The sequence below is a fragment of the Aquitalea sp. FJL05 genome (assembly GCF_003852595.1).
GTDB classification, from domain to species: Bacteria; Pseudomonadota; Gammaproteobacteria; order Burkholderiales; family Chromobacteriaceae; genus Aquitalea; species Aquitalea aquatilis.
Genome location: NZ_QAJS01000004.1, coordinates 1 through 13,668 on the forward strand (window position 1 = coordinate 1; position 13,668 = coordinate 13,668).

The window sequence follows — 13,668 nt, forward strand, 5'->3', positions numbered from 1 at the left end:
TGCCATGGCAGCCCTTGTTTGTGCTTGTCACGAAACGATGATTGTTAACGAATATATTGTGACAATTTTATTTTTCGTAAATTTTCGATATTGAAAATTAAGCAGAAACAACAGGATAAATCGCTTTGTCTGAAGATATTCTCGGCTTGCCTTTGCCTGTTTCTGCAACGATAATCGCCGCATCATGCAGGAGAGAGCGGTCAGCAAGACCGCCGCCGAAGGCGCAAGCGCACCCGCAATCGCTCAGGCAAAAGGACTGCATCATCGGATATCACGTATCTGCTTTACTCTGGAGAGCGCTGCCCATCGAGGTAGCCACCGAAGGGGCTAACGGCGGCTGAAAACGCCCGCCGGAAAATCTCAGGTGTCAGGACAGAGGGGTGTTGTACAAGACAGGCAAAACACCCCCTTTGCAAGGACGCACAGATGACGGCCCCGAAACGTACCCCCCTGTTTGACGCTCATGTCGCCGCCGGCGCCAAGATGGTTGATTTCGCCGGTTGGGAAATGCCCATCCATTATGGCTCCCAGCTGAAGGAACATGAGATCGTGCGCAGCGACGCCGGCATGTTCGATGTGTCCCACATGACCGTGATCGACATCAGCGGCAGCGACGCCAAAGCCTGGCTGCAACAACTGATCGCCAACGATGTGGCCAAGCTGCCCTTCGAAGGCAAGGCCCTGTATTCCGGCATGCTGACCGAACAGGGCACCGTGGTGGACGACCTGATTGTCTACCTGACTTCCTATGGCTACCGCATGGTGGTCAATGCCGGCACCACCGACAAAGACCTGGCCTGGATGGATAGCCACAAGGCCGGTTTTGATGTTTCCCTCAATGTCCGCCGCGATCTGGCCATGCTGGCCGTGCAAGGCCCCACTGCCATTGCCAAGGTCTGTGCGGTCAAGTCGCAACTGGCCGATGCCATTCAATCACTCAAGGTATTCCAGGGCTTGCCTGCAGGCGACTGGTTCTTTGCCCGTACCGGCTATACCGGGGAAGACGGTCTGGAAATCATGATTCCGGCCGGCGAAGCCATCAACTTCTTCAATGAACTCGTTGCCGCCGGCGTAGCCCCCATCGGTCTTGGCGCACGCGATACCCTGCGTCTGGAAGCCGGCATGAACCTGTACGGCCACGATATGGACGAAACCGTGTCGCCGCTGCAGGCCGGCATGGGCTGGACCATTGCCTGGGAACCGGCCAGCCGCGATTTCATCGGCCGCAAGGCGCTGGAAGCCCAGAAAGCCGCCGGTGTGCCGATGAAGCAGGTTGGCCTGGTGCTGGAAGGCCGTGGCGTGCTGCGTGAAGGTCAGAAAGTGGTGGTAGAGGGCGTGGGTGAGGGCATCATCACCAGCGGCACCTTCTCGCCCACCCTCAAGCATTCCATTGCCATTGCCCGTGTCCCGGCCGCAACCGGCGACAGCGCGCAGGTGGATTTGCGTGGTACGCTCACCGCTGTCCGCGTGGTGAAGATGCCGTTCGTGCGCAACGGCAAGAAAGTTTTCAACTGAACACTGGCTCGGGCGGCCAGCGGCTGCCCGCACCGACATCGCATACTTAGTGGAGATAGAGTCAAATGAGCATTCCTGCCGACCTGAAATACGTTGCCAGCCACGAATGGCTGCGTCTGGAAGCTGACGGTTCCGTAACCGTGGGCATTACCGAACACGCACAAGAGCTGCTGGGCGACATCGTGTTTGTCGAGCTGCCGAAAGTGGGCGCGCAGCTGGCTGCTGAAGAGCAAGCCGGCGTAGTGGAATCGGTGAAAGCCGCTTCCGATGTGTACGCTCCGATTGCCGGTGAAATCCTGGAAGTGAATGCCGAACTGGAAGCCGCCCCCGAGCTGGCCAACAGCGAGCCCTATGCCGCTGGCTGGTTCTTCAAGATCAAGCCGGCCAATGCCGCTGATCTGGACAGCCTCTTGGATGCTGCTGGCTACGCCAAGGAAATCGGCGCCTGATCGCACGGTAAAAAAGCCTCGTGATGCACACCATCGCGGGGCTTTTTCACTTTCAGAACTTGCTCAATATCTGCTGGGCTAATAGATATGGGGCGATACGGTGTTAAAAAGATTTACGGAATGCGCATTTACGCTATGTAAATTCCGCTTCCCCATTTTTTATCGATCGTTTTCGCCTTGTCTCGCTCTAGCTCGCGAGATCTTGAATGGATTCTCAGGTACAGCTCTTCATTACCGGACACCCCCATGACACTTGCTTCCCTGTTTAATCGCAACGAATTCATTGCCCGCCACATCGGGCCTTCCGATGCCGAGCGCAGCGACATGCTGGCCGAAATCGGTGCCGCCTCGCTGGACGATCTGGTCGCCCAGACCCTGCCGGCCGACATTCGCCTGAACCGCCCGCTGGACCTGCCGTCCCCGGTGCCGGAAGCCGAAGCCCTGGCCGCGCTGAAAGATGTGGCCAGCCGCAACATCGTCAACAAGTCTTTCATCGGCCTGGGTTACTACCCGGTGCTGACCCCCACCGTCATCCTGCGCAATGTGCTGGAAAACCCGGGCTGGTACACCGCCTACACCCCGTATCAGGCGGAAATCGCCCAGGGTCGCCTGGAAGCACTGCTCAATTACCAGCAAATGGTAATGGACCTGACCGGTCTGGAAATGGCCAATGCCTCGCTGCTGGACGAAGCCACCGCCGCCGCCGAAGCCATGGCCATGGCGCGCCGTGTGTCCAAGAGCAAGTCCGAGCAGTTCTTTGTCGACAGCCGCGTGCTGCCGCAGACGCTGGACGTGATGAAGACCCGTGCCAAGTATTTCGGTTTCGAGCTGGTTTCCGGCCATCCGGAACAGGCCGGTAATGGCGACTACTTTGGTGCGCTGTTCCAGTATCCGGGCGAAGCGGGCGACCTGTTCGACCTGACCCCCTACATTGCCGCCATCAAGGCCAAGGGTGGGGTAGCTATAGTGGCTGCCGACATCATGGCGCTGGTGGCACTGAAGTCGCCGGCAGAAATGGGTGCCGACGTGGCCATCGGCAACACCCAGCGCTTTGGCGTGCCGATGGGCTACGGTGGCCCGCACGCTGCCTACTTTGCCTTCAAGGACGAGATGAAGCGCTCGGCCCCGGGTCGCATCATCGGCGTGTCCGTGGATGCCAAGGGCAAGACCGCGCTGCGCATGGCACTGCAAACCCGCGAGCAGCACATCCGCCGCGAAAAGGCCAACTCCAATATCTGTACCAGCCAGGTACTGCTGGCCAATATCGCCGGCATGTACGCCGTATACCACGGTGCCGAAGGCGTGCAGCGCATTGCCAGCCGCATCCACCGTCTGGCCGCCATCTTCGCCCATGCGGTGACAAGCACCGGTGGCAAGCTGGTATTCGACCGCTTCTACGACACGGTACAGGTGGAAGCGGCCAATGCCGACGCCATCTACGCTGCGGCGCTGGCTGCCGGTTACAACCTGCGTCGCGTCTCCGCCACCGTGCTGGGTGTGGCTTTCCACGAAGCCGCCACCGAGGCTGATCTGGCCGCGCTGATCAAGCTGTTTACCGGCAAGGATGCCGACATCGCCGCGCTGGATGCCACCGCTGCCGATGCCATCCCGGCTGGCCTCAAGCGTGAATCTGCCTTCTTCACCCACCCGGTGTTCAACACCCACCACAGCGAGCACGAGATGCTGCGCTACCTGAAGAAGCTGGAAAACCGCGACCTGGCGATGAATCACTCGATGATTTCGCTGGGCAGCTGCACCATGAAGCTGAATGCCACCAGCGAGATGATTCCCATCACCTGGCCGGAATTCGCCAATATGCACCCGTTTGCCCCGCGCGATCAGGCTGCCGGTTACCTGCAACTGATCGACGACCTGCAAACCCAGCTCAAGGCCATCACCGGTTTTGACGCCATCTCCATGCAGCCCAACTCCGGCGCGCAGGGTGAATACGCCGGCCTGCTGGCCATCAGCCGCTATCACGAAGCGCGTGGCGAAGCTCAGCGCAATATCTGCCTGATTCCGCAATCCGCCCACGGTACCAACCCGGCTACCGCGCAGATGATGAATATGCAGGTGGTGGTGGTGAAGTGTGACGAGTCCGGCAACGTCGACGTGGCCGACCTCAAGGCCAAGGCCGAGCAGCACTCGGCCAATCTGGCCGCGCTGATGATTACCTACCCGTCCACCCATGGTGTGTTCGAACAGCCGATCCGCGAAATCTGCGACATCATCCACAGCCACGGTGGCCAGGTGTACATGGACGGTGCCAACCTGAACGCCCAGGTCGGCCTGTGCCGCCCGGCCGATATCGGTGCCGACGTGTCGCACATGAATTTGCACAAAACCTTCTGCATCCCGCACGGTGGTGGCGGCCCGGGCATGGGCCCCATCGGCCTGAAAGCCCATCTGGCGCCGTTCATGGCCAACCACGTGGTGGCTGAAGTGCCGGGTGCCGTTGCCGGGCAGACTGCGGTTTCCGCTGCGCCGTTTGGCTCTGCTTCCATCCTGCCCATCTCTTTCATGTATATCCGCATGATGGGGGCCGAAGGCATGAAGGCAGCCACCGAAAACGCATTGCTGTCGGCCAACTACATGGCCAAGAAGCTGGGCGAGCACTTCCCGGTGCTGTACACCGGTGCCAATGGCCGCGTGGCGCACGAGTGCATCATCGACCTGCGCCCGCTCAAGGCCGCCAGTGGCGTGACCGAGGTGGACGTGGCCAAGCGCCTGATGGACTACGGCTTCCACGCGCCGACCATGAGCTTCCCTGTGCCGGGCACGCTGATGATCGAGCCGACCGAATCCGAGCCCAAGGCCGAACTGGACCGCTTCATTGCCGCCATGACCGCCATCCGTCAGGAAATCGACCAGGTACAAAACGGCACATGGCCGGCGGACAACAATCCGCTGCGCAATGCACCGCACAGCAAGGCCGATATCGCTGGCGACTGGGCGCGTCCGTACAGCCGCGAAACCGGCCTGTTCCCGCTGCCTTATGTGCTGGAAAACAAGTTCTGGCCGAGCGTGAACCGTATCGACGATGTGTACGGCGACCGTAATCTGGTGTGCAGCTGCCCCAGCACCGACAGCTATCTGTAAGCCAGCCGTCCGGGCCACCGCCCGCCGCTTCTGCAAAAACCCCGCGGTTGCGGGGTTTTTTTGTGGGCTGGCCGGCATCGGCGCAGGTTTTTCCATGATTAACAGCTTGTTTTGTTCTGGAGCAAATGCTCTATGCGCTGGATTCGTTAATCTGCATCAGTTGTTTGTCATGAAGATATTTCGATGGTGAGCAAATAAATGTTAAAGAAGCGAGATTTATTTTAAGGGCAGGTCTTAAAAAACAGCAGTCGCATGGCGGATGGTTGCTAGAATAGCCGTCCTTCCACTGCCGGGGAGGGTGAAATGAACGCGACGGCAATATTCATGTTTGGGCCAGGTTGAAAGTCGCTATGCTGCACGAGCTAACACAGCTTACTGAAGAAACGATGGCACGCTTTGCCTTGCTGGCACGGCTGCGGCATCCGGTATGGGTGTTCGATATCGACCAGCAGCGGGTGTTCTGGGCCAATGCGGCAGCACTCAAGGTATGGGATGCCAGCAGCCTGGACGAACTGCGCGGGCGCGATATGGGCTGCGACATGTCCGAGTCGGTAGCCCGCCGGCTGCGGCAGTATCAGAGTGATTTCGAGCGCTTCGAGATGGAGTTTTCCGAATCGTGGACGCTCTACCCCAATGGCAAGCCGCGCAGCCTGCAAGTGGTGTTCACCGGTCTGCGGCATCAGGGCAGCATGATGATGCTGTGTGAGGCACTGGGCGAATTGCAGGCCGACCCGAATACCCTGCGCAGCGCCGAGGCGCTATTGCACTTGCCGGTGCTGATCACCCTTTATCAGACGGATGGCCCGGCCTTGTACCGCAATCCGGCCGCGCGTGAGAAAGTGGTCGATCCTGCCGAGTGCTGGCAGGCGCATCTGATTCATGCTGCCGACCGCGAACTGTTACAGCTGCAATTGCAACAGCAGGGCAAGGGGCGGCTGGTGGCCCAGGTGATGACCCGCCATGGCGAGCGCTGGCACGAAGTGTCGGCACGCCATTGTCGCGATGCGGTGTCCGGTGAAGATGCCGTGCTGATCAGCGAAGTGGATGTCAGCGAGCTGAAAGATGCCGAAGCCCGCGCCCGTTACCTGGCCATGCACGACACCCTGACAGGCCTGCCCAACCGCAATTTCGTGTTGCAGAGTTACCCCACGCTGCTGCAGCAGGCCAAGCGCCAGGGCTGGCAAGCGGCCTTGCTGTGTATCGATCTGGACCGTTTCAAGAACATCAATGACAGCCTGGGCCATGCCTTTGGCGACCTGCTGCTGGTGCAGATGGGCGAGCGGCTGAAATCGCTGCTGACCCCGCAACAACAACTGGCACGGCAGGGCGGGGATGAATTTCTGGTGCTGCTGTGCGCGCCGCAAGTGCAGGAACAGGCCGCCACGCTGGCCGCTGCCATTGTCGAGGCGCTGGCGCGGCCGCTATGGTTGCGCGGACAGGAGGTCAGGCTGACGGCTTCGGTTGGCATCAGCCTGTGCCAGGATGGGGCCGAGGATATCCAGGGGCATATGCGGCATGCCGATCTGGCCATGTATAGCGCCAAGGATGCCGGCCGCAACGGCATCCAGTTCTATGATCAGGCGATGGACGCCCGGGCGCGCACCCGCCTCGCCCTGGAGTATGAAATCCGCCGCGGCCTGGAAAACGGCGAATTCGAAGCCTTCTACCAGCCACGGGTGGATTGCTTCAATGGCCAAATTGTTGGGGCCGAGGCGCTGGCACGCTGGCGGCATCCCGAGCGCGGTCTGTTGTTTCCCGACAGTTTCATCCCGGCCTGTGAAGAAAGCGGCCTGATCCGTGAGCTGGACCGCCAGATACTGGCGCAGGTCGCCACCCAACTGGCCAGCTGGGAAGCGCAGGGCAGGGTGTTGCAGGTGTCGGTCAATCTGTCGGCCAGCCAGTTTGGTGATCCGGCGCTGCCGGATGCCTTGCAGCAGATTCTGCAAGCCAGTACCTGTCGTGCTGCGGCCATCGAACTGGAAATTACCGAATCGCTGCTGCTGGCGCATGACCAGAACACGCTGGATACGCTGGCCAGCTTGCGCACCATGGGTTTTGCCATTGCCATCGATGATTTTGGCACCGGCTATTCCAATCTGGCCTATTTGCAGAACTATCCCCTCAACACCCTGAAAATCGACCGTTCCTTTATTTCCGGTCTGCCACAAAGCTCGGCGATTCCGGAGCTCATCACCAGCCTGTGTCGGATTCTCTCGCTGAATATGGTGGCCGAAGGCGTGGAAAACCACGCTCAGCTGGACTGGCTGCGCCAGCAGGGTTGCCAGCAGTATCAGGGCTATCTGTGCAGCCGGCCACTATCGCTGCCGCACTTCAACGAATTGCTGGAGCACAGCACCGCCCCGGTCTGATGGCGATGGTGAATAAGCTTAGCGGGAATGCGTCATTTGATTTTGCCGCATCTTCCCTTAAGCTGATGTCCAGGCGGGGCCCCGCAGCATAGCGGCCTTCCCCCGCATGGAGACCAACATGACTCTGCGAACCCTCGCGCTGGCCCTGACGCTGGCCAGCCCGCTGGCGCTGGCCGCCAAACCGCTTACCGTCTGTACCGATGCCAATCCGGAAGGCTTCGACGTGGTGCAGTACAACTCGCTGGTGACCACCAATGCCTCGGCCGATGTGCTGATGAACCGGCTGGTGGAATACGATGCGGCCAGCCGCAAACTGCAGCCCGGGCTGGCCCTGGCCTGGCAGGTGAGCCCGGACGGCCTCAGCTACACCTTCAAGCTGCGCCCGGGCGTGGCATTCCACAGTACCGACTATTTCAAACCCACGCGCAAGCTCAATGCCGACGACGTGGTGTTTACCTTCCAGCGCATGCTCAACCCCGAGCACCCCTGGTACAGGACCGCGGCCAATGGCTACCCGCATGCCCAGTCCATGCAGCTGCCCAAGCTGATCAAGGCGGTCAGCAAGCTGGACGACAACACCGTGCGTTTCGAGCTGAACTACCCTGAGTCCACCTTCCTGTCCACGCTCAGCATGGGTTTTGCCTCCATCTACTCTGCCGAGTATGCCGGCCAGTTGCTGGCTGCGGGCAAACAGGCCGAGCTGAACAGCAAGCCCATCGGCACCGGGCCGTTCGTGCTGCGCAGCTTCCAGAAAGACAGCGTGGTGCGCTACCAGCCCAATCCGGCTTACTGGGGCGCCAAGCCCAAGGTGTCGGCACTGGTCTATGCCATTACCCCGGACGCCACGGTACGGGTGCAAAAGCTGAAAGCCGGCGAGTGTCAGCTGGCCCTGTCAGCGAAGCCGCAGGATGTGCTGGCAGTGAAGGACGACAGCAAGATACGTGTGCTGGAAACGCCTGCCTTCATGACGGCCTTCGTCGCCATCAACAGCCAGCACAAGCCCTTTGACAACGTACTGGTGCGCCAGGCGGTCAATCTGGCTTTTGACAAGAACACCTATCTGAAAACCGTGTTCGATGGCACCGCCACTGCCGCCACCCTGCCTTACCCGCCCAATACCTGGAGCTATAACAAGGCCATCAAGCCTTATCCGCAAGACCTGGCGCGGGCGAAAAAACTGCTGGCACAGGCTGGTTTTGCTAATGGTTTTGACACCACCATCTGGGTAAGGCCAAGTGGCAGCACGCTCAATCCCAATCCCAAGGCCGGGGCTGAACTGCTGCAGGCCGATCTGGCCAAGGTTGGCATCCGGGCGCAGATCAAGGTGATCGAGTGGGGCGAACTGATCAAGCGTGGCAAGGCCGGCGAGCATGATCTGCTGTTTATGGGCTGGGCTGGGGACAATGGCGACCCGGACAATTTCCTCACCCCGCAGTTTTCCTGCGCGGCGGTACAGTCTGGCACCAACTTCGCCCGCTACTGCAACCCGAAACTGGACAAGCTGATTAGCGATGGCAAGAAAACCAGCGATTTCGCCCAGCGCAGCAAGCTTTACCAGCAAGCGCAAAAGCAGATCAGCGATCAGGCCTTGTGGCTGCCGCTGGCTCATCCCACTGCTTATGTGCTGGAGCGCAAGGAAGTGGCCGGCTTTGTCGCCAACCCCTTCGGTCGCGTCAATTTCGGTACGGTGAGCGTGCAGTAGGCATATGCGCAGACAGAAAAAGGCAGCGTAATGCTGCCTTTTTCTATTGCTGGCGCACCTTGCCAACCGCGAAGCAGGTGCTGGTAGCGGCTGGCTTGCGGTATCATACGCGGGTGTTTGTCGATCACAGACGCAGCGGGTGCCGGGAACAGTCTGTCCCGGGGTTCCGCGCACCGGGAAGAACCTGCCATGAGCCGTAAAGAAAGCAAAAGTCCAACCTTTGACCGCATTGTCGAAGCCAGCCTGCAGCTGTTCAACCAGCAGGGCGAGCGCAGCGTCACCACCAATCACATCGCGCGCTATCTGAATATCAGCACCGGCAATCTGTACTACCACTTTGCCTGCAAGGAAGACATCATCAACGAGCTGTACCGGCGCTACTCCAAGGGGATGGCCGATTATCTCAATGCCGCTGGCGAGTTGAGCGTGAACGCCTCGATCGAGGGCCTGGTGTCGCTGCTGGAAAAGGTATTGCGCCACCTGTGGACCTTCCGTTTCATCCCGCAGAGCATTTCCAGCCTGTTTTCCGTCAATCAGTCGCTGCGGGAAAGCTACAGCAAGATCGAGGCCGGGCTGATCAGCCGTGGCGTGGAAAAGCTGTTCTTCAAGCTGCGTGACCAGGGCATGCTGGAAGGCGACGACGTACAGATCGGTTTCCTCGCGCGCAATTTCCAGCTGTTGCAAACCGGCTGGATTGCCCGGCCTGACATTGCCCGCTGTCCGCAGGAGGCGCAGGTAGTGGCGCGCGAGGGTTGCCTGAGCCTGCTGTACTTCCTGGCTCCCTATGTGTCCAGCCGTTTCCGCCAGCCCTTCGAGCGGGTGCTGGCCAGCATGGCTCCGGTGCCGGCGCTGCCTGCGGTCTAGTCCTTTCCTGTGGTGAGTGTTGCCGGGCATGGCCAGTCTTCGACTGGCCATTTGTTTTTCTGTGCCGGAAATTCATAAGCTTTGCAGGAAATCCGGCTTGGCTTCCATCCCTGCTGCCGGTATGGTTAGGCCGATATGCAACAGGCGCAAAGCCACAGGAGAGAAGAAGATGAAACTGGAAACACTGGCCGTGCACGGCGGCTACAGCCCGGACCCCACCACCAAGGCGGTGGCCGTTCCGCTGTATCAGACCACCAGCTATGCCTTTGACAGCACCCAGCACGGTGCCGACCTGTTCGACCTCAAGGTGCAGGGCAATATCTACACCCGCATCATGAACCCCACCACCGATGTGCTGGAAAAGCGCGTGGCTGCGCTGGAAGGTGGCATCGGCGCGCTGGCGGTGGCCTCCGGCATGGCGGCCATCAGCTATGCCATCCAGACCATTGCCGAAGCCGGCGACAACATCATTGCCACCAGCACGCTGTATGGCGGCACTTACAATCTGTTTGCCCACACTTTCCCGCAGCTGGGCATTGAAGTGCGCTTCATCGATTACAAGGACCCGTCCTCCATCAGCAAGCTGGTGGATGGCAAGACCAAGGCGGTGTTCTGCGAGTCGGTGGGCAATCCGCTGGGCAATGTGGTGGACTTTGCCGCCTTTGCCGAAGAAGCCCACAAGCACGGCCTGCCGCTGATCGTCGACAACACCGTGCCGTCGCCTTATCTGTGCCGCCCCTTCGAGCATGGTGCCGACATCGTGGTACACAGCCTCACCAAGTACCTGGGTGGCCACGGCACCAGCATCGGCGGCATCATTGTTGATTCCGGCAAATTCCCCTGGGGTGAGCACAAAGAGCGCTTTGTGCGCCTGAATACGCCGGATGTCAGCTACCACGGTGTGAATTATGTCGAGGTGCTGGGGCCGGCGGCCTATATCGCCCGCGCCCGCGTGGTGCCGCTGCGCAATATGGGTGCGGCCATTTCGCCGTTCAATGCCTTCCTCATCCTGCAGGGCATCGAAACCCTGGCGCTGCGGCTGGACCGCATCTGCGACAACGCGCTCAAGGTGGCCGAGCGCCTGCAGGCCCACCCGGCGGTGGAGTGGGTGGAGTATGGTGCGTTGCCGGGCAGCCCCAGCAAGCCGCTGGTGGACAAGTATATGGGTGGCCGCGCGTCGGGCATTCTGTCCTTCGGCATCAAGGGTGGCATCGAGGCTGGTGGCCGCTTTATCGATGCCCTGCAACTGGTGACCCGTCTGGTGAATATCGGCGATGCCAAGAGCCTGGCCTGCCATCCGGCCTCCACCACTCACCGACAGCTGTCGCCGGAAGAGCAGCTCAAGGCTGGCGTCCGTCCCGAGCTGATTCGCCTGTCCATCGGCATCGAACATATCGACGATATCCTGGCTGATGTGGATCAGGCGCTGCAGGCTGCTGCCTTGTAAGCGTGATCTGCCGATGAAAAAGGCTGCCATCCGGCAGCCTTTTTTCTTGCGCGCAGGATCAGCGCCGGTGAACTACCTGAGGGTTCTGGCCATTGGGCAGATGGTGGTGCCACTTGCCATTGATGAATTCCTGCACAAAGCGCTTGGCGCGTTCGGCGTGATCCAGCTCGCCGTGCGGCACGATATTACTCAGGTGCACCGGGTGGCCCAGCTTGTGTGCCAGTTCTTCGGTATCGACGAAGACCAGCGGCTGATTGGCAAAGCTGGGCTCGCTCACCGTTTCGCGTGACAGTAGGGTGAGCTGCAGGTGGTGCTGGTCGTGCTGGATGAATTCATACAGCTCATCCACGGCGGCTTCCTCGCCTTCCAGCATTTGCAGGAAATCCTTGTTCATCAGCAGCAGCAGGCTGTTGATGCCCATGCGCTGGTTGCGCGCCCGGTAGGTGGCCAGCAGGCCGTGCAGCTCCTGCACGGCATAGGCGGGGTTAAGGGCGCTGGAATAAATCAGGCGGATCATGCGTGTCTCCCGGCGCTGTGGCGCTCTTGTTGCTGCGAGGTATGCAGGCTGGCTAATGATAGGTGGAATTGCCTTGCCATGCACTCGTCGCAGTGAAAGTCTGCGCAGCCGTGGCAATGGTGTGGGCTGCGGCTAAGCGGACAGGCCGCTGTACAGCCAGGCGATAAAGCTGAGCAGGGCTGCCAGCGCATGCAGCCAGGCGCGCAGGCGATAACTGCGCGCCACCTGCCGGGGAGGCAGGGTGTTGATCAGGTAGGGCTTGCCGTCATCCGGCTTGCCGATATGCAAGGTGGGCGGTGTGCTGGCCAGTTGCTGATAGTTTTGCCGCACCTCGCGTTCGGCTGCTGCTCGCACCAGCAGCCATTCCTGCTCGCTGATCTTGCCGTCGCCGTCCAGGTCGTGGCGGCGCAGCAGGGCGGGCTGGTCTTGTTTCCATTCGGCCAGCTTGGCACCGACATCCTGGCGGAAGCTGTGTTGATCCGGCCGGCTGCCGCCGTGGCTTTGCAGCTGGCCCAGGACGTAGAGCGGGTCGCCTTCTGCTATCCATTCCTCTACCAGCGTTTCATTGCCTTCCTGCCAGCTTTCACGGTGGGGTGCAATCACCTCTGCCCCTTCCGGGTTGATGATGACCTCCTGTTTGCCATCCAGCAGCAGGAAGGAAAGCTCGGAGTTTTCCGGCAGCGATGCCAGGCCATTGCTGCGCTCAAAAGGATCCAGCGTGCTGCCGCCATTCAGCCCGCGCCGGTCATTGTGATAGCGCCAGCAGCGATACCAGACGCAGCGGCGGCCGGAATAAGGACTGTAATTGGCTGCCTGTGGGTGATTGCGGGCGACGCCGCACAATTCCACATGACCCAGCGCTGCAGAAGCAGCATGGGCGGTTGGCGTGTCGGCAATCAGCCGGTAGCGGCGATAATTCAGCCACCAGCCGATCAGCCCGCAGGCCAGCAGCGCGGGCAGTACGCCATGCAGGAAAGAAGGCAGGCCGAGCTTGAATCCGATGAAAGCCAGCAGGGGGTAGAGGCTGAAAGCGGCCCAGCCGCTGCGAGTCCAGTGCGAACTGAGCCACAACATGGTTTAGTCCCGCTGAAACAGCTGGCGCAGGTCGACATCGCGCTTTTCCGCTGCGGAAAACTGCAGGGCGCGGGCGGTGGGGAAGTTGAACAGGCGGGCGATCAGCACATCGGGAAATTGCTCGATGCGCACGTTGTTGAGGTTGACGGCGTCGTTGTACAGTTCGCGCCGGTCGGCAATATGGTCTTCCAGCTGGCTGATGCGCTCGGACAAATGGCTAAACTGCTGGTCGGCCTTGAGTTCGGGGTAGGCTTCCGCCACGGCCAGCACCTGGCCGATCAAGCCGCGCAGCTTGTCTTCCTCGTGGCCCAGCCCTTCCATATTGCGGCTCTGGGCATATTGCGCCACTGCCGAACGGGCTTCCATCACGCGGGTGAGGGTTTGCTGCTCGAACTGGGCATACTGCTTGCACACTTCCACCAGCTTGGGCAATTCGTCGTGGCGCTGTTTGAGCAGCACGTCGATATTGGCCCAGCTACGCGCCACGGCATGCTTGAGATTGACCAGCGCGTTGTACAGGGTGATGAAATAAAACAGGATGACGGCGATGACGCCAAGGAAAATCACCAGCTTCATGGCTCTGGCTCCCCGAGAGTGCGGTAGTGGCGAGTAAAATGCTGTTAAGCAAAATT

At 60.3% G+C, this 13,668-nt stretch carries 10 protein-coding genes and 2 riboswitches; of the genes, 7 read left to right on the forward strand and 3 right to left on the reverse strand.

Features of this window, described 5'->3' with window-relative positions:
- The first annotated feature begins 177 nt into the window (after window positions 1-177).
- Window positions 178-269: riboswitch (glycine riboswitch) on the forward strand.
- 10 nt (window positions 270-279) lie between these two features.
- Window positions 280-386: riboswitch (glycine riboswitch) on the forward strand.
- A gap of 40 nt (window positions 387-426) precedes the next feature.
- The 7 genes from gcvT to DBR44_RS03015 all read left to right on the forward strand — a co-directional run bounded on the left by gcvT (window position 427) and on the right by DBR44_RS03015 (window position 11,445).
- The gene (gene gcvT, locus DBR44_RS02985; protein ID WP_124641929.1) at window positions 427-1,515 is read left to right on the forward strand and encodes a glycine cleavage system aminomethyltransferase GcvT; all 1,089 of its coding nucleotides are present in this window, start codon (window positions 427-429) and stop codon (window positions 1,513-1,515) included.
- 65 nt (window positions 1,516-1,580) lie between these two features.
- Entirely contained in the window at window positions 1,581-1,964 is a 384-nt protein-coding gene (gene gcvH / locus DBR44_RS02990; RefSeq protein ID WP_124641931.1) for a glycine cleavage system protein GcvH, read from the forward strand.
- Window positions 1,965-2,210: 246 nt separating this feature from the next.
- Window positions 2,211-5,063, forward strand: a complete 2,853-nt coding sequence (gcvP, locus tag DBR44_RS02995) for an aminomethyl-transferring glycine dehydrogenase (protein WP_124641933.1) — start codon at window positions 2,211-2,213, stop codon at window positions 5,061-5,063.
- Between the two features lie 386 nt (window positions 5,064-5,449).
- Window positions 5,450-7,432 (forward strand): bifunctional diguanylate cyclase/phosphodiesterase, encoded by a 1,983-nt coding sequence (locus tag DBR44_RS03000; protein WP_124641936.1) that lies wholly within the window; start codon window positions 5,450-5,452, stop codon window positions 7,430-7,432.
- A gap of 118 nt (window positions 7,433-7,550) precedes the next feature.
- Window positions 7,551-9,134: an ABC transporter substrate-binding protein gene (locus tag DBR44_RS03005; protein ID WP_124641938.1), complete on the forward strand. Its 1,584-nt coding sequence runs from the start codon at window positions 7,551-7,553 to the stop codon at window positions 9,132-9,134.
- Window positions 9,135-9,323: 189 nt separating this feature from the next.
- Complete coding sequence (locus DBR44_RS03010) at window positions 9,324-9,998, forward strand: TetR/AcrR family transcriptional regulator (RefSeq protein WP_124641940.1); 675 nt, start codon at window positions 9,324-9,326, stop codon at window positions 9,996-9,998.
- A 169-nt stretch (window positions 9,999-10,167) separates the two neighbouring features.
- Window positions 10,168-11,445 carry an O-acetylhomoserine aminocarboxypropyltransferase/cysteine synthase family protein gene (locus tag DBR44_RS03015; protein WP_124641942.1) on the forward strand — a complete coding sequence of 426 codons (1,278 nt, stop codon included), beginning with the start codon at window positions 10,168-10,170 and terminating at the stop codon, window positions 11,443-11,445.
- A gap of 58 nt (window positions 11,446-11,503) precedes the next feature.
- Here DBR44_RS03015 and DBR44_RS03020 read toward each other — a convergent pair whose 3' ends face one another.
- The 3 genes from DBR44_RS03020 to DBR44_RS03030 form a co-directional block, all read right to left on the reverse strand.
- A complete protein-coding gene (locus DBR44_RS03020; protein ID WP_124641945.1) occupies window positions 11,504-11,962 on the reverse strand; it encodes a BLUF domain-containing protein in 459 nt (152 codons plus the stop codon).
- 132 nt (window positions 11,963-12,094) lie between these two features.
- Window positions 12,095-13,036 carry a hypothetical protein gene (locus DBR44_RS03025; protein WP_124641947.1) on the reverse strand — a complete coding sequence of 314 codons (942 nt, stop codon included), beginning with the start codon at window positions 13,034-13,036 and terminating at the stop codon, window positions 12,095-12,097.
- A 3-nt stretch (window positions 13,037-13,039) separates the two neighbouring features.
- Window positions 13,040-13,612 carry a LemA family protein gene (locus DBR44_RS03030; protein WP_124641949.1) on the reverse strand — a complete coding sequence of 191 codons (573 nt, stop codon included), beginning with the start codon at window positions 13,610-13,612 and terminating at the stop codon, window positions 13,040-13,042.
- Window positions 13,613-13,668: the final 56 nt, after the last annotated feature.